Genomic DNA, 20,890 nt, shown 5'->3' with positions numbered 1-20,890 from the left:
GTATACAATAAAAAACCTGTAATATATGATAAATAAGATGTATATAGCGTTAAAAAGCATGATGATATAAATGACAACACCTCTATTCACACTACATAGAGTAGTGTTTATCCTTAAAAAAAGAGGCTATATGCACTCTCCAATAATAAGTACAATCGACACACAGAATAAACCTATTGTTACATATACCGAATTCGGATGTAACGGGATATTAAGCTTCACAACTTTTTCATTTAACACTTGTTCGATTCTTAAATTTATTGCTGTTTTTGCAAATGAAGCTGTAACACATCGATTTTCCATTGTCTTTATTTTAATCAATTTTAATAACGCACTACCTAACTCAAATGAAGATTTCATTTTTTGCATCGCATATTTATCTGCTGCTAACTCTTGATACGTATGATATCGTTGTAACATTCCTTTTAATATCGGGATGTACATCATTCCTTCTGCTAATAACGTAAAACAAAATAATTTTAGCGGATCCCAATTATTTTGATGATATTCTTCATGGAAAATAATTGCATCAATCTCTTCATCTGAAAACGTCTGAAGCAAACCTTCCGATACGACAACTTTCGGACGGAATAATCCAATTGTAAACGCTGCAACTTCCGCAGTCGGCAGTATATGTATTTGTTTCCCTTTTCTAATGAATGGGATAAGTGCTTTTTGTAATTTTTTACTATAGAAAAATTGCCGCCAAATTCTTTTACACACAATCAATACAGTAATTAATAATAACCCAGCTATTATAATACGAACCATCGATAGTTGTTTCATATGTTTTTCTAACTGAAACAAGCAAAACTTTGAAAGGAAGAATGCCTTATTTTGAAAAAGAAATGGATATGTAACGTAATACAATAACATGCTGAAAAAGAGGGTACTAACAATGAGCGCTAACAATACGATTTTACGCATTTGCCATTTCATTTCATCGATCCTCTTTTTTTAACTGATTCAATTTGTCTTCTAATTTTTTTATTAAATTCGGATCAGCCTGCTCTAACTCATCTATCATATGAGTTACAACTAAATCTCCAAATTCCCCCACTAATTCCTGTGTCATTTTCTTCGTTTGATTGGATAAGAATTCTTCTTTCGTTTGTATAGCACGATATATGCCACTTCTTTTTACAGTCTGTTTTTCTAGGTGTAATTTCTCTACTAACCTGTTCATAACTGTCATAACAGTATTAAAATTCACAGGCGATTCTTCACTTAATTTCTGCTGGACTTCTTTAATAGTAATACCTTCAGTAGACCAAATAATCTCCATAATCTTCGCTTCAAGCGGTCCAAAGAAGTGATTTAATCCCTGCTCATTTAACCTATAGTTTTGCGTAAACATCGTATAACTCCTTTCACACTACGAATTGTAGTACAAATTAAATGAGAGGTCAAACGCAAGTAATATAAACTAAAATTAACTACCTATAAATACGTACCTCATTCCATTCATTATAAGCCTAACTTATCTCCAAATGTTTCAAAAAGATACTGCTCTAATATTTGTACACTAAACTTCTCATTACGCCCAAGTGCAAATAATTCCCGATCTTTCGCTACGATAGTATCTAACGGAATAGCTACATTATCCACTATTTTTGTAATTTCAATTATATTACTTTTTACATTTACTTCTGTTTTAAATTCAACGTTTTCTAACACTATATGTGAACGTCTTCCTGATGCAAAAAAAGTAAAATTAGGATTTTTAACAACGCCAATTTCAGTCTCTAACGCATATAAATAGTGAAAAATTACATCTCTGTGTCCATCTTTTATTATTTTTTCATCCTTCTCATCGTCTAAGTATTCTTTCAGCTTCGTTGTAAATTCAAATCGAAAATCCACTTTTTTCACGCTCCCTCTTTGTATTTCATATTAAATAAATATATTGAAATAATTTTACCATATTGTAATACAAGTTCCTATTAAAAGTAAAAACTGTTTCGGAAAATCGCTATTATTTCCGATGCTCTTTTAAAATATAACCATAAATTCAATATGAATAAATGCGTCATTATATCTATTTAAACATATTTTTTCCATATTTTGAAACATTAGTATGAAATATTATATATCAATGAATTGTTTCTAATTCACTGATATATATATTCAGTGTTTTCTTTACTATCCCGATATACTTAAGCTACATTTTCTAATTATTGATTACATTACGGAAGGAATGTAACTCTCTTCTATCGAATTTTTATATAACAAAAATGATTAGGTGGTGCTTTACTATGAAATTAGCTGTCATTGGTGGCGGTGATTTACAAGATTCAAATCACTTGCCTATTAATGAACGCCTTATAGAATTAACAAATAAACAGTATCCAAAAGTATTGTTTATTCCAACGGCAAGTCATGATGATGAAAGCTATATAAAATTATTTTTAGACACGTTTGAAAAACAATTACATTGTGAAGTACAAATTTTACGTACTACAACAGATTCACCTTCTAGGTATGAAATAGACGAGATGATTCATTCAGCCGATTTAATTTATCTAGGTGGCGGGAATTATATTCACATGCTTACGCAATGGAAAGAACATAGACTCGATGAAAAATTATTATTGGCTCTGCAACAAGGAACACTTATTGCTGGTTATAGCGCTGGTGCTATGTGTTGGTTCACGTCTAGTATCCGATCAGATTATGAAGGTTCTGGTTATATAGAGAGTAACGGATGGGGGATTGTTAATAAAAGATTTTGTCCACATTATAATCAATTAAATAGAATGAACACCTTCCATTCCTTTTTACAAAATCATCAAGGGAATATAGAAGGAATTGCACTGGAGGATAATTGCGCTTTATATATTACAGAGGAATCCTTTGAGATTATCGGTGAACCGGAAAAAGCGTGGGAGTTTTATATGAGTGATAAAACACTCATTAGACAACATTTTGATATAACTTTAAAAAGCTATTTGTAAACCTGCACTTACAAAAAAATGTCCCTAAGTCAAATAACTTAGAGACATTTTTTCTATTTAACTAACTAATCGTGTAATTCGTTTCTTTTGCCATGAAAGCTTATAATATGCATACTGTAATATTAAGCTGACAATAAATGCTGCTGGATACCCGATCCAGATCCCTTCTATCCCAAGACTTGTATGGTAAGAAAGATAATATGCTACGGGTACTTCTACAAGCCAAATTGAAACAACTCCAATAACAGTTGGCCAAAGTACTGTACCACTCGCTCGCATTGTCGCACTAATAATTTGTGCATGACCGAAAATTAAATAACTCCATAACGTAATCATAACTAAGCTATGAGCAATTTCAATTGTAGTTTGACTCGTTAAAAATAGTGATAAAATGTCTCTTGAGAATAAGTAAATAAGAGATATTAACACACCACCGATGACGTAGTTCATAATAATTCCGGCCTTCACAACTTTCTGCAATCGATCAAATTGATTCGCCCCAATTGATTGTGCTGCAAAAATAGAAACTGTAATACCAAGGCTAACTGCTGGCATTTGTACATAACTTGCAACTTGATTCACAACGCCGTAAGCAGCTGTTGCATCCGAACCGTAACGATTTACAAACGCGATTACAGCAATTTCAGATAATGAAACTAATATCATATTAATACTCGCTGGAATACCGAGCCTTAGCAATAGCTTTAATAACTCCCCATCCATTCGAAGGTATTTTCTAACCGTGCCATCTAGTTGTAATGGGTGATTTTTCTTCTTTAAATACAAAAGCATGACAATAAACGTAATAACTGTAGATATAACAGAGGCATAGGCTGCTCCATACACATCTAATTTCGGAGCTCCTAACCATCCAAAAATAAGAATCGGTAATAAGATCATATTTAGCGCTGTACTTACAATTAAAAAGTAAAATGGCGTTTTAGAATCTCCTGTACCTCTCATAAATGTTGTGTATGCGAAATATAAAAATAATACTGGCATCGATATAAATAAAATTCGTGCATAATGTACACTTATTTCAATAATATTTTCTGGCGTTCCCATTAGACGCATAATATCCATCGCAAAAATACTGCCTATTATCGCCAACACAACTCCAATAATAAAGGTAAATGTCAGCGTCGTACCAACGATAGCTTTTAAACGATCTTCGTTTTTAGCACCAAACGCCTGACCAATTAAAATAGAGCTTCCTGAACCGATACCAATTACAAATGAAACGAGCAAGAAAAATAATGGGAAGAATGCTGATATAGCCGCTAAATCATTAACTCCAAGCCATCTTCCTACTACTACCATACCAAATAATTGTCCAACTGATTGTAGTACATTACTTAATAATAATGGTACTAAAAACATCGACATCGATTTCCAAATCGGTTTACTCTCACTTTCCAACTTATGTGACTCCGCACCTTCTTTATTGTTATCTGCAGGTGGTTTCAAATTTCATTTCTCCTTTTATTAAAAATCAATTTTCAATATCTATCTCTTTGTATAGTTGTTATAATACTGTGCTTCTATTCACTTTCTTTTCGTATGATTATAACTTCACCCAATATTGACTTCCATCGGCTGTTCGATCTAAAAATCCATACTCGATTAAATATCTTCTTAAAGTTACGAAATCAGGGTATACATTTTCTATCACTGTATTTACTTCTTTTTCAGTATACTTTTTATTACTATCAAACTTCTTTACTAAATGACGTAATATAATTAATTTACGCTTTTGTTTTTTCGGAAATTTAGAAAGAGGTCCATCTAATCCTTCTGTAAAATGAGCTTTTAATACTTCATCATTTTCTTCTTCCGTAATATTGTATCGATCATCCACCATCGTTGCTGTTCTATGAATTGGTACAAATTTCGTTTGTACTTTTGATTTTTCTTCGGATAATTCCATTAGAGCTAAAAATACTTTTGCTTGCTTCATTTTCTCTCGCAGTGTAAATCGATGATTACGAATTGTTGATGTACTTCCGCCATCCAACTCTTTTACAATTTCTTTATCATTCAGTCCCATATGGAAAAACTGAACCATTTTCTTTTGTAAATCCGTTAAACCAGTAAATTTCTTATCCATATTTAACAAATAATCAAACATAGACGTATGCTCATTTTGAATATGCAATCGGACGAACTTCTCTGCTTCATACAAAACTTGATTATCTTGATAAATAACACCTTTAATAAATGTTTCACCACAAGCTAAGCAAATGTACTCCTCTTTTTCTCCATCAAACACATACCCTTTCTTTAATTCCTCTATTGACGCATCCCAAAACTTCTCTGAAATATCACTCATACTAAACACTCCTTCAAAATGTTTATTTAAAAACCAAACAAATCACTATAACGTTTATTATCACTTCACCATCTTATCATAACACAAACAAACATTTCAACATTTCGTTTACCCATTTTATAAACTTTTATAAAAACATCTACCGAAAGGGTTTAATACAACGAAAAGCGAATATGTTTATACAAATTCATTTTATAGGATGTAAAATAGAACATGGATATTCTTCAAGACTCTTGGTTTACCGTTAAGCAAATTGCACAGAATACATATGCGATTAGTGAATATGGAACCGGTATTCATCCATTCCAAAACTTCAGTATTCAATTTCAACTACAAAAAAGATGTTTCCGTATAAGAAAACACCTTTTACTTTTTATCCAGCATTTAAGGGCAGTAAGACTCCCACATCAAAATTCAGCGGAAGCAAAGAAGTTAAGTGAGGCCGGGCTGCCAGTAAAAGCCCGATTGGTGAGGGCTAATAATCAGTTGATTAAAGTTTCAATTTATATATTCTATTTACAGTCTCTACTAAAACCTTACTTGCTTGTACAAATGTATGCTTTCGATTTCTATCTTCAACAAATTTATTAGCACAACTACTCATAATCATCATACAACTAATTATGACTAACACTATCTTTCTATTCTTGTAAGTCACTTCATGTCACTCCACTATTACAAAACTTCTTTTGAATTTATCCTATCAAGAAATTTTACATGAATAATAAAACGTGTGAATATGCAATTCTGCATATTCACACGTTTTATTACAATGTTATGATTTAATTTAGTTAAAGAACAAGTATACCGAGGTGACTAACTTGAAATTTAAAGCGAAAAAAAATCCATTCCACGTCATTTTCATTACATTATTTATAATTATTTTTTTCGTTTCGTTATTCTTCCAAAATGAAAATTCTATTTTTTTCACTCTCATGATGCTATTAAATATCGTGAATCTTTCTTCATTCTATTTCTCTCACTACAACGTAACGGAATCATCTCTTGTTGTAAAACACGGTTTCATACTTCGTACTGAAATCCCATTTAAAGACATTCGCCATATTAAGTACTCTGGCAAAAAACTTCGTTCAAAAAAATGGACTAGGCAACAATTAGAAATTAATTATAATTTATTTGACTCAGTGACCACTTTCGTACCACAAGAAGAAGAAAAATTCATTTCACTCTTAAAAGAGAACTGCCCACAGATGAAAGTAATGAATACGCCTGCTAACCAATAATATATTTTGAAGCTTGCAGTATTGCAAGTAGATGAAACATAAAAATGAACATCAAAAAAGCCAAGATTCTATACTAAGAACCTTGGCTTTTTCTATTACTCTTTTGGAGCAATCATTTTCTTTGGATCTACAATTTCATCAAATTGCCCTTCTGTTAGTAGCCCAGATTGCAATGCTGCTTCTTTTAAAGTTAACCCTTCTTTATGAGCATGCTTCGCAATTTTCGCTGCATTTTCATATCCGATATGTGGGTTTAGCGCTGTTACAAGCATTAGTGAACGATTCACATTTTCATTAATTACGTCTTCATCTGCTTCAATACCAACTGCACAATTGTCATTAAACGAAACAATTGCATCCGCTAATAAGTGAGCTGATTGTAAGAAGTTATAAGCAATAACAGGTTTAAATACGTTTAACTCAAAGTTACCTTGGCTCGCAGCAAATCCGATTGTTGCATCATTCCCCATCACTTGCGCTACAACCATCGTTAATGCTTCACTTTGCGTTGGATTTACTTTACCTGGCATAATAGAGCTTCCTGGTTCATTGGCTGGAATAATAATTTCTCCAAGACCACTACGTGGACCACTTGCAAGCCAACGTACATCGTTAGCGATCTTCATTAGATCTGCAGCTAATGCTTTTAATGCACCATGAGTATATACAACTTCATCATGGCTCGTTAATGCATGGAACTTATTTGGTGCAGAAACAAATTGTTTACCTGTAAATTGACTAATTTCCTCTGATACCATCTCACCAAATTTAGGATGAGCATTAATACCTGTTCCAACCGCAGTTCCACCAATTGCTAACTCTTTCATATATGTATTGCTCTCTGCAATCATACGCTCTGTTTTTTCAAGCATACGGTGCCATCCGCTAATTTCTTGCCCTAAAGTCAACGGTGTTGCATCTTGTAAATGTGTACGACCAATTTTTATTATATGTTCAAATGCAGTTACTTTTTCTGCTAAAGTTCCTTTTAATTTCCTGATTGCTGGTAATACGTGATTTTCTACTGCGATTACACAAGCTACATGGAGCGCCGTTGGAAATGTATCATTTGAACTTTGTGACATGTTCACATCATCATTCGGATGAATATGTAAGTCAGATCCCTTCTCTTTCAAAATTTGATTCCCACGATTTGCAATTACTTCATTCACATTCATGTTTGACTGTGTACCACTACCTGTTTGCCATACGACAAGCGGAAAATGTTCATTCCATTTCCCTGCAATCACTTCATCAGCAGCTTCTACAATTGCTTCTGCTTTTTCTTCTGATAGCTTTCCTAATTTTTGATTGCTAAGCGCTGCACTCTTCTTTAAAATTGCAAATGCTTTTACAATTTTAAGCGGCATTTGCTCTGTTCCAATTGGAAAGTTTTCTTTACTACGTTGTGTTTGTGCTGCCCATAATTTATCAGCTGGAACTTTTATTTCTCCTAATGTATCTCTTTCAATTCTGTACTCCATGTTTTCATCCCCTTGAAAATATAATACCTACATCTCTTATAATAACAGACTTTTTCTTAAATGATAAGAATTCTCACTCTTATATATAGATATTCTATATTTATTAAAAAAAATTCCTCTTGACCTAAACTTAAGTTTAGGCTGTATCCTTTCCATTGTAACCTACTATAACACTACTGGAGGAATTCAATATGAAAAAATATGCTTTTATAACAGGTGCGAATAAAGGAATTGGATATGAACTTGTTCGTCAATTAGCAGAAAAAGATTATCACGTATTTTTAGGTGCTCGTAATGAACAACTTGGACAACAAGCCGTAGAATCTTTAAATGTTTCAAACGTTTCCTATATTCAAGTAGATATTTCAAATTCACAATCCATTCAAGAAGCAACAAAGAAAATTTACGAAACGACTGACCATTTACATTTATTAATTAATAACGCAGGCATTGCATTAGACTTCAATACGCTACCTAGTGAATTAAATATTGAAACTTTACGCCAAGGATTTGAAGTTAACTTTTTTGGAACTTTCCAAATGATGCAAGCCTTTTTACCATTATTAAAGAATTCAAGCAACAGTAAAATAATAAATGTAACAACTGACATGGCCTCACTAACAATGTTTGCTAATGGTGAAACACATCCAATTAATACACTAGGATATAATTCTTCCAAAACAGCTATTAATGCTTTAACATTAGCTTTTAGTAAAGAATTTGCCACTAACGGTCCAGAAGTATTTGGAGTAACTCCTGGTTTTACAACTACGGATCTTAATGGAAATTCCCCCGGTGGCCATACAACCACTGAAAGTGCTAAAATTATTATTAAATATGCATTAAGTGAAACAAACTATAATGGTAAAATATTTAACAAAGATGGCATTATACCTTGGTAATAAAAGGATGAATGATATGTATTATACAATTGGGCAAGTCGCCAAAATGCAACACTTAACTATTTCTCAAATACGTTATTACGATAAACAAGGACTGTTTCCTTTTCTGCAAAGAAACGAAAAAGGAGATCGAGTTTTTGATGAAGAAGCACTGAAATATTTAGAGATGATTTTGTGTTTAAAAAACACTGGTATGCCAATTCAAAAAATAAAACAATTTATCGACTGGTCTATGGAAGGAGAATCTACCATCCTTCAAAGGTTAGAATTAATGAAACAACAGGAGACCAATGTCTTACAGCTCATTCAAGACACTGAAAAAAACTTAAAAAAGATACAACAAAAAATTGCTAAATATGAGAATGAAATAACTTCAGCAAATGCTATTAAAAAATAAAAAAATCACCTTCTACATATTGTAGAAGGTAATTTTTATTTTATGATGCTTGCTTTCCTTTATCTGCATCATCTACATACCAGATGAATTTGCCTGTATATCCGTAAATAACTGCTAAAATTAATGATACGAAGCTTAACCACATAAACGGAACGTATGAGAACGTTGCTACACCTAAAATACCAGCCATAAAAATACCATTATCAGACCATGGAACCATACCTGAAGTTAACGTTCCACCTACTTCTGAGTTACGCGCTAATACACGACGGTCTATTTTTAATTTATCATAGCTATCTTCCATAATTTTTGGTGTTAAAATTAGTGATACATACATCGCACAACCAAATATATTAGCTAAGAATGCCACGATTAATGTAGACAATGTTACATTACCTGCAGAATTTAATTTCTTCTCAAATTTTGATACGATTACTTTTAAAACACCTAGTTTTTCAAGTAATCCACCAAATCCTAAACCGAAAATAATAACGGCTACTGAGCCAAGCATGCCGTTAATTCCACCACGGTTTAATAACTTGTCAACAAACTCAACACCAGATTGAATTGAGAATCCGTTATAAGCTGTTCCAATCGCCTCTCCAAAGTTCATCCCTTGGAAAAGAGTTGCCCAAATTGCACCAATTAAAGCTCCCATTGCAATTGTTGGCATAGACGGTTTCTTCATCGCTAATAGAACGATAACAATGACCGCCGGAACAAGCATCCATATTTTAATATCAAATTGCTTTAATAAAGCTTCTTTTAAAAATTCTACTCGATTCAAATCTACATTATCGCCGCCATACATCCAACCAGCTACAGTAAACATAATACTAGTAATAATATAAGCTGGAACATCTAATACGAGCATAGCTCGAACGTGAGCAATAACATCTACTTTCGCCATAGAAGCTGCAAGAACTGTGCTATCAGAAAGTGGTGATAATTTGTCGCCGAAATAAGCTCCTGAAAGAACTGCACCAGCAACAAGCGGAAGTGGTAAACCAAGTCCTTCACCAATCGCCATCATAGCAATACCTGCTGTTCCCACTGTTCCCCAAGACGTTCCTGTTGCGATAGAAGTTATAGAACAAATAATTAATGTTGCTAATAGGAATATGCTAGGGTGAATAAATTCTAATCCATAATAGATTAATGTTGGTACTACCCCACCAGCAATCCATGTTCCAATTAAAGCACCTACTGCAATTAAAATCAGTATCGCTTCTAATCCGTTAGAAATCCCTTTCGTAATTGCATCTTGCAATTCTTGATAACGAAATCCTAATCTTAATCCAAGCGCAATTACTAAAAACCATGAAATAAATAGCGCTAATTGAATTGGGAGATCAAAAATCGTTTGGAAGGAAAAGACAACAGCAAGAAATAGTAATAAAAGAACTATGATTTCTAGCATCGATGGTAATCTTACACTTTTCATTTTTTTCTCTCCTTACAAGTCGATAACATGACGTATGTCGTCTTACATGTATGTAATATACAATTAGCGAAGACAAAACAAAATTTTCATATTATTTCGATTTATTTTTCCAGTATAATATATTCACAACCCTTTCTATTGTAAAAGTAGATTACGTTTTTCGCAATGAAAAATATAAAAAATGTTGTATTTTTATTTATCCCGATATTTTCGGCCAATAAGACCCCCGTCTCAAAATTCAGTAAGTGCAAAGCACTTAGGTAAGAAATTAACTACTGTAAAATTCCGAATTGATATGAACGTATTAAAGCTTCACTTTATTTACAAAGAAAAATCCCATACTAACTTTTTTAATATTTGCTGCAATAAAACTTTTTACAACTATCTTCGCTTTTTAATTCACACCATTATTTTCTACATAAAAAATAGGGCACACATCATAAAAATGATGCATGCCCTATCTTTATTTATACATATTTTGTATTTCTTCTTTATTTTTAAGTATTTCCTCAAACTTATCACTACAACCCTTCGGAAATAACACTCCCAGTCCATATGAATGCGCAAATTGAAAATGAGGGTACTTCGCTTTTACCTCATTCCAAAACTTATATACGCCGAAATCACTACTTCTAACTTCAATATCATGAAATAATACAATACCGTTTTTCGCGACTTTCGGTAGCCATGTATTATAATCGTGAGAAACAGCTTCATACGTATGATAGCCATCAATATGCAAAAGATTTATCGTTTCATCTTGAAACCGGTCTACAGCATCATCAAAAGTAGATCGAATTAAATTTCCTATATTAAGGTAGTTATCGCTCACTACTTTTTCTACTATTTGAAAAACCCCTTCTCCATATGGACCTGTATGCCCATCTCCAGCCCAAGTATCTACTGCAAAGCATTTAGTCGATAACCCTCCATCTTTTACTCCCTGGCAAAAACTAAAAAAGGAGGCTCCTAAATGTGTACCTAACTCAACTAAAGTTTCTGGTTTTTCAAATCGTACTAAGTCATATGCAAAATCTAAATGTCCACTCCACGCAGATTGTGACCGAATAATAGGACTAAATGTTTCAAATTCAAATGATGGTTTATGAGTAACCCAGTTCATCGCATAACTCCTTCTGCACATATTTTTAACAAACCAAATTACTCTTATCTTTATTTTTTTATCTCCATGATTATGATTCTATTTCATGAAAATATGAAGAATTTATTCTTTTCTATTGAGGTAAAGCATCATATACATATGGTTTATTTGGCTTATTAATTTTCTCGATTTTGTTTACTTTTACAAGTGGAAAGACTGTTCCTTTATATGTCGTTTCATCTAATAATCCTGTTATTTTCACCCATGTTTCTTCTGGAATTTTTTCAACATTTTGCCCGGTAACAATCATCCCCCAGACTGATGCATCCGCAATACAACAAGTTATACCATATCGAGCCACTACTGCTTTATTACCCGTCACATCCTTTACATTCCGATCAAAAAACATTTGAAATACACTTGCTAAAAAAGCACCAATCAATAAATACTTACCAGTATCAAAAAACTCATCTACAGTGTGATTCATAACATCTTTCCAACTCTTTTTTTTCTTGTTTGAACTGAAACCTCTACATCTTTTAAAACATTTCTTTCGCGATAGCAATAATACACAATTAGACCTATGAATAGAGCAACTAAAATTGTTATCCCAAAGCGTGCATATACAACGTAATCATTTTTTGGAAACGCATATACAGTAGATAAAAGAACAACTGGATTCATAATGGGTGCACTCATTAAAATAACAATGCCTACATGAAGTGGTAACCCCTTTTGAATAAGCCTTCTTACAATTGGTATAATGACACATTCACACATTGGAAAAAGAACTCCCACAAATACTGCTGGAATCATTGCAACAATCGGAGATTTTGGCATTACTTTTTGAATCATATCTTCCGTCACAAACACTTGAATACATGAAGAAACAATTACCCCTAATAAAATAAAAGGTATTGCTTCAAAAATGATACTTAAAAATACCGTATTCACATTCAGCCATTCCTGCGGTATATTTGTGTGCAAATTTACTAGACTTGTAAAATCTACAAAAAATAATAAAAAGAGAAACATAGCGATAAGAGCTATGCCTACTAATTCTTTTGAAACTCTATTAAAGACCAAGCTTCTCGCCTCCATTTTATTTACATGTAAACATGTGCTTGTCCAAATGCTTCATACTACAGCACAAATTTTATAGTCTATTTCTATTCTTAAATCGTAATCATTATGATTTATTATTGATTTTTCTTTTCCTATCGTTTAATATAAAACGTAATCATTACGATTTAAAGGAGAGATCGTTTCATGAAAAAAGTACCTATCACTGTATTAAGTGGTTTTTTAGGATCTGGAAAAACTACCTTACTACATCACATTTTGACTAATAAGAATAACTTAAAAGTAGCTGTTATCGTTAATGATATGAGCGAAGTAAACATTGATGCATCTCTTATAAAAAAGGGTGGTTTTTCACGTACGGAGGAAAAACTAGTAGAGATTCAAAATGGCTGTATTTGTTGTACACTACGAGAAGATTTAATGATAGAAGTGAATCGTCTTGTGGAAAATGGTGATATTGACTATATTATTATTGAATCTTCTGGTATAAGTGAGCCTATTCCAGTTGCTCAAACGTTTACTTATACAGACGAAGTTCTTAACATTGATTTAACGAAAAATTGTCGCCTCGATACGATGGTTACAGTTGTAGATGCAAATAGATTTTGGGATGATTTTGCAGATGGAGAAAGTTTATTAGACCGAAAACAAGCAATCGATGAGAATGATACCCGGGAAGTTATTGATTTATTAATAGATCAAATTGAATTTGCAAACGTAATTATTCTTAATAAGATAGATTTGCTAGAAAAAGAAGATGTGATAGAGCTTCATCATTTACTAAAAAAATTAAATCCTAATGCAAAAGTTCTTGAATCTTCGTTTAGCAAAGTACCATTACAAGAAATTTTAAACACAAATCTATTTAATTATGAAGAAGCCAGTCAATCGGCCGGCTGGATACAAGAATTAAATAGTGACCATCATACACCGGAAACGGAAGAATACGGTATCAATTCCTTTGTTTACCGCCGCAAATATCCTTTCCATCCCGAGCGCCTTATGAATTGGCTAGAAAAATGGCCTTTAGATGTTGTAAGAGCGAAAGGATTCTTCTGGCTGGCATCTCGTAATAATATGATAGGGCTTCTATCTCAAGCAGGTTCCTCTATTACAATTCAAGGAGCCAGTGAGTGGATAGCGGCATTACCTGAAACTGAAAGAAATCAAATGATTACAGAAGAACCAGAAGTATTGAAAAACTGGGATAAACAATATGGAGATCGAATAACCGAACTCGTATTTATCGGAATTGATATGAACTGTTCTTTAATTGAACAATCATTAGATGATTGTCTATTAACAGAAAAAGAAATGAGACAAGATTGGAATACATTTATTGATCCTATACCGGCTTTTACTTATACTTCATAACAATTAATAAAAGGCTTCAGTAGAATGAAGCCTTTTTACTTTATAGCAATCTTATTTAATAGGTTTGCTTTAATTATAAATACAATTGTACCTAAAACAATTAATATAGCATATACGATACCAACTACATCCCCTATTTTTTCTAAGCCAAGCGGTAATATTATAGTAGCAACTCCAACTATATAAGAAAATGCTCCTGAAAGCTTCGCTAATTTATTTTTATCTCCAACAAATAAACAAACTAAAAATCCAGCTAACATATACTCCCCCTCCTCTACAATATTTTACTACACATAAAAAAACAAATTAGAAATTTCAGTTTATTAACGAGTCATTCTGTGATATATTGCATATTGTATTCAATTTGTATTTTTAGAAAGGAGAATTTTAGATCATATGGATTCAAATCGATTAAAAGGAATTATAATGGTCATAATCGGTGCTTGTTTATGGGGCTTGTCTGGTACAGCTGCACAACAACTTTTTCAATATGACAATGTTTCAACCGAATGGTTAGTTACGATCCGTTTACTTATATCTGGAATTATTTTGCTCATTATTTCCTCATTCGGAACGAGAAAAAAAGAGATATTTGGCATTTGGAAACAAAAATCTGATGCTATTAAAATGATTTTGTTTGGTCTATTCGGTATGCTTGCTGTACAGTATACGTATTTCGCTTCAATTAAAGAAGGAAATGCTGCCGTCGCAACATTATTGCAATATTTAGCTCCTATATTCATCACTGTATACTTACTTTTCAAATGGAACGTTCGTCCATCAAAAATTGATTTCATTTCAATTACCCTTTCATTAGTAGGCACTTTTCTCTTACTAACAAACGGGTCTGTTCATAACTTGGCTGTTTCTACACCAGCTATTATTTGGGGTATTTTATCTGGATTATCTCTCGCTTTTTATAGTTTATATTCAAAGGAATTGTTAGAAAAATGGTCTTCTTCCGTTATCGTTGGATGGGGCATGATTATTGGGGGTATTGGTGTAACGATTGTACACTTTATTTCTACAAACGAATTCATTTTATTATCAACTATGAAATATGTAAAACTAAGTACCCTACCGCTCATCACATTTGTCGTCATTTTCGGGACACTTATTGCCTTTTATTTATACTTAGACAGCATACGATACCTGACTCCGAAAGAAACAACATTATTTGGTTGCACAGAACCACTCGCAGCTATTATTTCTTCTGTACTTATATTGCACGTGCCATTTCAATCTTTTCAATTATTAGGCGCTTTTTGTGTCATTGTAATGGTGCTCATCTTAGGCCAAAAGCCAGATGAAGGGAAACAAAAATTAAAGCTTGTTTATACAAAAAAGGAAAATATACAATGAAAGGATTGAATTCACTATGCCTGTCCCTCAAAATTATAAAAAACCAGGAAGAATTTCAGCAAAATCACTCGTTTTAAATCAACTACAAAATTGGATTATTGAAGGTGTACTGAAGCCCAATGAAAAAATTAATGATGGGGAATTGGCTGAGGCACTAGGAGTAAGCAGAACACCTGTAAGAGAAGCACTTCAAATATTAGAGCTTTCTGGATTAGTGGAAATGGTACCAGGGCAAAAAACGAAAATTGCTTCTATTAAGTTAGACGACGTATCTATCATTTATGAAACGATGGCTGGTCTTCACTCTATTATAGGAAAGCAAGCTCTTCAAAACATTACAGACGCTGATATTCAACTACTTTCTGAAATAAATAATCATTTTCAGCACTCTATAGAGAAAAAAAACGCAAAACAAGCTTTAGAATTAGATATACAATTCCACAATACAATTTCTTCTATTGCTAAAAACCAATATATTGAACCCTTTCTAGAAAATATGCAACTTCACGTTTTACGTCTTGAATATTTGTTTTTCCAAAACTTTGTTCCAGCAAGTCAATCTATTGAAGAACATCACTCTATCATTCAAGCATTACAGAAGCAGGACGAAAAACAAATGGAACAAATAATGACCCAAAACTGGATCCGTCCCATGAAAGAAATACAAAAAATAATTTCTACGAAATAAAAAGAGAGCTGGTTACACAAAATCGTGACCAGCTCTCCTTTTACTAATCTATATAGCTACGCCTGAATATTCGCATAATCTTCCATATCTTCGTACTCTTTTTCCAATTCCTCTAAAGACAGCTCGTATAATTGTCGGTCGCGAATCTTAAACACACCTGCTCCAATTAACTCATCAATTAAATGCCTCTTACGATTTTCAACAGCAAAACGGAGTTGACTACTCATCTTTTAAAAAACTCCTTTCTACGATCATTGAAAATGATAATCTTTATCAATTACCACTTTTGATTATAAAAGATGATTCTTAATAAGTAAAGTAATCTTATGAAATATTTACCTTACAAAGTATTTGTGGCCACATTATATATATGTATGCCATGCGAAAAATGTTATGACACTTTTTCTAATCCTTTTTCTTTCATACTTTGCAAGTTGTCTCACTATGATTAAATTCACCATCTATCTCTACTTGAATGGTGACATGTTCTACATGAAATTTCTCCTTTAATACATCCGTAGCCTCTTTTAATACACTTTGCGTTTCATTCCCTTTAATAATAAGATGACATGTTAATACTTGAAAATCCGATGTGACAGACCATATGTGCAAATCATGAACTTCTTTTACAATCGAAATATTTAATAACGTACTTTTTACCTCTTCAACATTTATGTGCTGTGGTGCACCTTCCATTAATATATGAACCGTATCACGTGTTACACGCCATCCACTAATAATGACTAAAATAGACACAAGAATACTAGCAATCGCATCTGCAGCAGTCCATCCGAAAAATTTAATACATAGCGCTGCAATAATCGCTCCGACGGATCCTAATAGATCGCCTAGTACGTGCAGGAAAGCACTTCTTAAATTCAAATTACCTTTCACATCTCCGCCTCTCATTAATATCCAAGCTGATAAAATATTAACGAGCAAACCAAGTACAGCAATAATGAGCATCCCATTACTAGCAATCTCAACTGGTTCTTTAAAACGACGGATTGCTTCAATAAAAATGTATACCGAAATGACAATAAGAACGACACCGTTACATAATGCTGCTAACATTTCGACTCGCTTATATCCATATGTTTTCGCAGTTGTTGCTGTTTTTTCTCCGAGCTTAAACGCAAGTAAACTTAAGGCTAAAGATACCGCATCACTTAACATATGCCCCGCGTCAGATAATAGTGCTAAGCTATTTGTTACAAATCCACCAATAACTTCTGCAATCATAAAACTTGTTGTTAGTAGGAAGGCAATTAGTAACGCCTTTTTATTTTTTGAATGACCATGATCATGCGAATGTCCCATACTTATACTCCTTTAAGTACAATATCTGTATGTTAGTATGAAACAAACTCCCCATCTTTATCCCGAATCGACTGATTGTAAACGCCCGCTTCCTCTGTATACACACTTCGCTATTTTTTAGACAATCCCTTTTTCTCAAATAAAACAAGACTACTTCTTTTTTATTTTCATATTGTTTACTAATGAAAGAATTTTAAGGAGGTTACTTAAATGAAACGTTTATTTCTCTGTATGGAACGTGAACTTGTTGTAGTGAAAGAACAATATGATAACTATGAAACGACTTACCACTTACAAAATATGCAACCTACCTGTATCGCTGTTGATCCGCTCCACCCAAACCGTGTATATTGCGGAACATTTGGACGAGGTTTATGGTTAAGCGATGATGGTGGGGATTCTTGGCGACCAATTGGGGATTCCTATCGTTACTTTGATTTTCCTAAAGAAGATGGTATTTTGCACTCCTCTATCACTTCCATAACAATAAGCTCAAATGAACAAGTGAACGGATATGGGGTCGTTTATGTCGGCACAGAACCGAGCGCTTTATTTCGCTCTGAAAATGGTGGTGAAACGTGGACTGAACTTAAAAATATGAAATCATTATTATCCTCTTATACGTGGGCATTTCCGCCTAGACCTTTTACCCATCACGTACGCTGGATTACAGTTGACCCAAATAACCCTAATACAATACACGTTTCAATCGAAGCTGGTGCTGTTATTCAAAGTAATGATAAAGGACATACATGGATCGATAAAAAATTCGGTGCTCCTATCGATGCTCATCAATTACTTATGCACCCTGAAGCACCAAATCGCCTTTATGCATCATGTGGTGACGGATTTATGGGCGGACCTGATCGCGCATATCTTGAAAGTTATAACAATGGAAACAGCTGGATCTCATGCAGTGAAGGACTTGAACATCATTATTTATACAGCATGGCAATTGATCCAGCTGATTGTAATACGATTCTAGTTTCTGCCGCGCCAAGTGCTGATCTCGCTCATCACCGTATCCCTTATGAATCTTATATTTATCGAAAAACGAAAGATACTCCTTTCCAGCAAGTACAACAAGGACTACCATCTGCAATCGGTACAGTCATTTCGATGTTTGCGACAAACAAGGCTGAACCACATACGTTTTACACGTTAAATAACAATGGCGTCTTTCAATCCAATGATAGCGGCGAATCGTGGGAACAACTAAATATTCCGTGGAAAGATGAATATAAAACGCAGCATCCACATGCTTTACTCGTAACTAGTTTTTAGCGAAAAAAAAGACTGCCTAATGTTTTTAGGCAGTCTCTCTTCTATTTCTTTAAATCAATTACGATATCATCTAGAACAATATCTTTACTCTTCGCTTCTTTTTTCGGCACTTCAATTTTCTTCTCTTTTCCATTCACATACTCCACTCCACCATGATTTTCAGGTGTATGAACCCGCAAGTGTACGCGAGGTGTAACGATAAGTTTTGTTGCATTTTCGTTTAATTTTTTGAATGTAGTACTCCAACTACTTTTATGTGGCTCCGCTACTGTACTACTTCCGCCATTTCCTTCACCAGCATAATGATTTCCTAAATCATCTTTTATTTCTAACTCAACATCCGCACTATCCCATATACTTCTTAATGCCTTAGATTCTTCCTGATTGAAAAAAACGATATATGACATCGGGGTTACTTCCATTTTGTCTATATTTACTTTTATTAATTCATTTTCAGAAACCCCATTAACTTTTACTTCCTTACTATCCATTGCTTTTAAACTAAGTGCGAAATTCCAGTTTCCCTTTATTACATTACCTTCATAATCCAACTCAATTGCCTCTATATCCCACCAAACATTTGCGACATCTAACCTTTCACTACCATGACCACTCATCGTAGTCATACCTACATATTTTCCCTCTCCAACTTTTGTAACGTTCGAACTACCTCCTCCGCCATCAAAGCCCATAACTTGCGGACTTCCAAATGGGAACGGTTTCTCTCCTAAATCTTTTTCGCTCTCAATAGAATATGTAATTGTAATTGTTCTACCATCGAATACAGCATCATTAATTGTAACCTTAACCCCATTACTCTCTTTTGTCATATTCAACTCAGTCGAAAATTCCTTATAATTTTCATATAACCCCGTTCTACCATTATCTAAAAATCGGAATATGTCACCTACAATTGGCAATCCCCCGGCATATGTAGGAAAACCGATACCAAGAGTTGCAACCGATAACCCTACTAAAATTGATGCAGCAGCGACACCTTTTTTCCAACTTTTCATCTTTTTCTTCGTACGTATCGATTGTTTTACATTTCGTTTTACTTTTTCCTTTTCAATTTCAGAAGCCTCAATTTCTTCTAGTTCTTTTTCATCTATATCAATATCATTTAATAGTTCATAAATGTCTTTCATATTGCACTACCTCCAAAACTAATATTCGTAGCATTTTGTTGTAGTTTCTTTTTCCCCCGGTACACTCGATTATCAATTGCTGCCCGAGTTAATCCTAACTTGTCACCTATTTCCTCTGTCTTCATACCAAGTAAATATTTCATAATGAACACCTTTTGATCTAGCGGTTCTAATTGATTAATGAGCTTCAATAATTCTTCCCTATCTTCCATAACGATTAATTCGTCTTCTGCTGATTTTTCTGTACTGATATGAAACTCATCTGAAATGATTTCTACTGTTTTAGTCGATTTCCGGTAATAATCAATTGCTTTAAACTTCGCAATCGCTGCAATCCACTTTTTAAAATCACTCAGCTCTCCATGGAATTTATTTGCGTTATTCCAAATGGAAAGAAATATATCGTTTATACATTCCTCTATGAGTCCATCATTTTGAATGGGAAGTAGAACTTTATGCGTGATCCCCTTTATGAGTGGTAAGTATGTATCGACAACGAATTCTAACGCGTCTTCTTTTTGCCGCTGTAATCTTTTTATAAAATTTTTCTCATTTGATTTCATGTAGCGATTCCCCTTATTGTTTTGTAAAAGCTTTTACACCCTATATAACGTCTGAGAAAATTTTTTCTCTCATCTTTTTTATTTTTTGTATGTAATGGAATACTTTCCCTTAGCCATTTTCTCACATAACTATGCATTCAAAGAAAACTTTCTCAAGTCTGTAATTTAATTCATGTAGTACACTATTTATATAGTCACTCTTTAATTTAGTG

The 20,890-nt window shown here is 33.4% G+C and carries 22 protein-coding genes and 2 pseudogenes; 9 read left to right on the top strand and 15 right to left on the bottom strand.

From position 1 onward, the window contains the following. Nucleotides 1–126 precede the first annotated feature (126 nt). The 3 genes from MHI26_RS08875 to MHI26_RS08865 form a co-directional block, all read right to left on the bottom strand. Nucleotides 127–939, bottom strand: a complete 813-nt coding sequence (locus MHI26_RS08875; RefSeq protein ID WP_061666811.1) for a M56 family metallopeptidase — start codon at nucleotides 937–939, stop codon at nucleotides 127–129. 1 nt (nucleotide 940) lies between these two features. Next, nucleotides 941–1,357, bottom strand: a complete 417-nt coding sequence (locus tag MHI26_RS08870; protein WP_000495076.1) for a BlaI/MecI/CopY family transcriptional regulator — start codon at nucleotides 1,355–1,357, stop codon at nucleotides 941–943. Between the two features lie 110 nt (nucleotides 1,358–1,467). After that, nucleotides 1,468–1,863: a DUF3942 family protein gene (locus tag MHI26_RS08865; RefSeq protein WP_042973240.1), complete on the bottom strand. Its 396-nt coding sequence runs from the start codon at nucleotides 1,861–1,863 to the stop codon at nucleotides 1,468–1,470. Between the two features lie 392 nt (nucleotides 1,864–2,255). Between MHI26_RS08865 and MHI26_RS08860 the strand changes: the two genes are divergently transcribed. Next, nucleotides 2,256–2,954, top strand: coding sequence for a peptidase E (locus MHI26_RS08860; RefSeq protein ID WP_061666812.1), 699 nt, complete (start codon nucleotides 2,256–2,258; stop codon nucleotides 2,952–2,954). A gap of 57 nt (nucleotides 2,955–3,011) precedes the next feature. Here the strand turns inward: MHI26_RS08860 and MHI26_RS08855 are convergent, their stop codons facing one another. Continuing rightward, nucleotides 3,012–4,421: an MATE family efflux transporter gene (locus tag MHI26_RS08855; protein ID WP_000804120.1), complete on the bottom strand. Its 1,410-nt coding sequence runs from the start codon at nucleotides 4,419–4,421 to the stop codon at nucleotides 3,012–3,014. A 97-nt stretch (nucleotides 4,422–4,518) separates the two neighbouring features. Then, nucleotides 4,519–5,283, bottom strand: a complete 765-nt coding sequence (locus tag MHI26_RS08850; RefSeq protein WP_001280280.1) for a DUF2087 domain-containing protein — start codon at nucleotides 5,281–5,283, stop codon at nucleotides 4,519–4,521. A 213-nt stretch (nucleotides 5,284–5,496) separates the two neighbouring features. On the opposite strand from MHI26_RS08850, the gene MHI26_RS08845 reads away from it, so the two are divergent. Both MHI26_RS08845 and MHI26_RS08840 read left to right on the top strand, forming a co-directional pair. Then, nucleotides 5,497–5,874 (top strand): hypothetical protein, encoded by a 378-nt coding sequence (locus MHI26_RS08845; RefSeq protein ID WP_061666813.1) that lies wholly within the window; start codon nucleotides 5,497–5,499, stop codon nucleotides 5,872–5,874. A 230-nt stretch (nucleotides 5,875–6,104) separates the two neighbouring features. Further along, complete coding sequence (locus MHI26_RS08840) at nucleotides 6,105–6,527, top strand: PH domain-containing protein (protein ID WP_000669073.1); 423 nt, start codon at nucleotides 6,105–6,107, stop codon at nucleotides 6,525–6,527. A gap of 95 nt (nucleotides 6,528–6,622) precedes the next feature. On the opposite strand, the gene fumC is transcribed toward MHI26_RS08840, so the two are convergent. Then, complete coding sequence (gene fumC / locus MHI26_RS08835; protein WP_061666814.1) at nucleotides 6,623–8,011, bottom strand: class II fumarate hydratase; 1,389 nt, start codon at nucleotides 8,009–8,011, stop codon at nucleotides 6,623–6,625. Between the two features lie 191 nt (nucleotides 8,012–8,202). Between fumC and MHI26_RS08830 the strand changes: the two genes are divergently transcribed. After that, entirely contained in the window at nucleotides 8,203–8,913 is a 711-nt protein-coding gene (locus tag MHI26_RS08830; RefSeq protein WP_061666815.1) for an SDR family NAD(P)-dependent oxidoreductase, read from the top strand. A gap of 16 nt (nucleotides 8,914–8,929) precedes the next feature. Beyond that, on the top strand, nucleotides 8,930–9,310 hold the full coding sequence (locus MHI26_RS08825; RefSeq protein ID WP_000291861.1) for a MerR family transcriptional regulator: 381 nt from the start codon (nucleotides 8,930–8,932) through the stop codon (nucleotides 9,308–9,310). Between the two features lie 40 nt (nucleotides 9,311–9,350). Here MHI26_RS08825 and nhaC read toward each other — a convergent pair whose 3' ends face one another. The 4 genes and pseudogenes from nhaC to MHI26_RS08805 form a co-directional block, all read right to left on the bottom strand. Further along, nucleotides 9,351–10,754, bottom strand: a complete 1,404-nt coding sequence (gene nhaC / locus MHI26_RS08820; protein WP_061666816.1) for a Na+/H+ antiporter NhaC — start codon at nucleotides 10,752–10,754, stop codon at nucleotides 9,351–9,353. Nucleotides 10,755–11,217: 463 nt separating this feature from the next. Beyond that, nucleotides 11,218–11,877 (bottom strand): class I SAM-dependent methyltransferase, encoded by a 660-nt coding sequence (locus MHI26_RS08815; RefSeq protein ID WP_061666817.1) that lies wholly within the window; start codon nucleotides 11,875–11,877, stop codon nucleotides 11,218–11,220. Nucleotides 11,878–11,989: 112 nt separating this feature from the next. Then, nucleotides 11,990–12,259: pseudogene (locus tag MHI26_RS08810) on the bottom strand (TIGR03943 family putative permease subunit); the annotation flags it as partial. 80 nt (nucleotides 12,260–12,339) lie between these two features. Further along, on the bottom strand, nucleotides 12,340–12,942 hold the full coding sequence (locus MHI26_RS08805) for a permease (RefSeq protein WP_419196891.1): 603 nt from the start codon (nucleotides 12,940–12,942) through the stop codon (nucleotides 12,340–12,342). 183 nt (nucleotides 12,943–13,125) lie between these two features. Here MHI26_RS08805 and MHI26_RS08800 point away from each other — a divergent pair, with 183 nt between their 5' ends. Then, on the top strand, nucleotides 13,126–14,313 hold the full coding sequence (locus tag MHI26_RS08800; protein ID WP_061666818.1) for a GTP-binding protein: 1,188 nt from the start codon (nucleotides 13,126–13,128) through the stop codon (nucleotides 14,311–14,313). Nucleotides 14,314–14,348: 35 nt separating this feature from the next. Here MHI26_RS08800 and MHI26_RS08795 read toward each other — a convergent pair. Then, nucleotides 14,349–14,549 (bottom strand): annotated as a pseudogene (locus MHI26_RS08795) (DUF3784 domain-containing protein); the annotation flags it as partial. A gap of 160 nt (nucleotides 14,550–14,709) precedes the next feature. Here MHI26_RS08795 and MHI26_RS08790 point away from each other — a divergent pair. Together MHI26_RS08790 and MHI26_RS08785 are read left to right on the top strand one after the other, a co-directional pair. Beyond that, entirely contained in the window at nucleotides 14,710–15,675 is a 966-nt protein-coding gene (locus MHI26_RS08790) for a DMT family transporter (RefSeq protein ID WP_061666819.1), read from the top strand. Between the two features lie 16 nt (nucleotides 15,676–15,691). Beyond that, nucleotides 15,692–16,363 (top strand): GntR family transcriptional regulator, encoded by a 672-nt coding sequence (locus MHI26_RS08785; protein ID WP_061666820.1) that lies wholly within the window; start codon nucleotides 15,692–15,694, stop codon nucleotides 16,361–16,363. A 56-nt stretch (nucleotides 16,364–16,419) separates the two neighbouring features. Here MHI26_RS08785 and fbpA read toward each other — a convergent pair whose 3' ends face one another. Continuing rightward, nucleotides 16,420–16,590, bottom strand: coding sequence for a Fur-regulated basic protein FbpA (gene fbpA / locus MHI26_RS08780; protein WP_000098302.1), 171 nt, complete (start codon nucleotides 16,588–16,590; stop codon nucleotides 16,420–16,422). A gap of 193 nt (nucleotides 16,591–16,783) precedes the next feature. Beyond that, nucleotides 16,784–17,683: a cation diffusion facilitator family transporter gene (locus MHI26_RS08775; RefSeq protein WP_061666821.1), complete on the bottom strand. Its 900-nt coding sequence runs from the start codon at nucleotides 17,681–17,683 to the stop codon at nucleotides 16,784–16,786. Between the two features lie 210 nt (nucleotides 17,684–17,893). Between MHI26_RS08775 and MHI26_RS08770 the strand changes: the two genes are divergently transcribed. Then, nucleotides 17,894–18,967 (top strand): WD40/YVTN/BNR-like repeat-containing protein, encoded by a 1,074-nt coding sequence (locus tag MHI26_RS08770; protein ID WP_061666822.1) that lies wholly within the window; start codon nucleotides 17,894–17,896, stop codon nucleotides 18,965–18,967. 41 nt (nucleotides 18,968–19,008) lie between these two features. Here MHI26_RS08770 and MHI26_RS08765 read toward each other — a convergent pair whose 3' ends face one another. Continuing rightward, the gene (locus MHI26_RS08765) at nucleotides 19,009–20,115 is read right to left on the bottom strand and encodes a DUF4179 domain-containing protein (RefSeq protein WP_061666823.1); all 1,107 of its coding nucleotides are present in this window, start codon (nucleotides 20,113–20,115) and stop codon (nucleotides 19,009–19,011) included. Continuing rightward, nucleotides 20,112–20,678, bottom strand: a complete 567-nt coding sequence (locus MHI26_RS08760) for a sigma-70 family RNA polymerase sigma factor (protein ID WP_061666824.1) — start codon at nucleotides 20,676–20,678, stop codon at nucleotides 20,112–20,114. The genes MHI26_RS08765 and MHI26_RS08760 overlap by 4 nt, the downstream gene beginning before the upstream one ends. Between the last annotated feature and the right edge of the window lie 212 nt (nucleotides 20,679–20,890).

Source organism: Bacillus sp. FSL K6-1218, assembly GCF_038006445.1.
In the GTDB taxonomy this organism is placed as follows: Bacteria; Bacillota; Bacilli; order Bacillales; family Bacillaceae_G; genus Bacillus_A; species Bacillus_A thuringiensis_S.
Note: the sequence above shows the minus strand (reverse complement) of the source record. Positions and strands in the feature narration are given on the sequence as shown.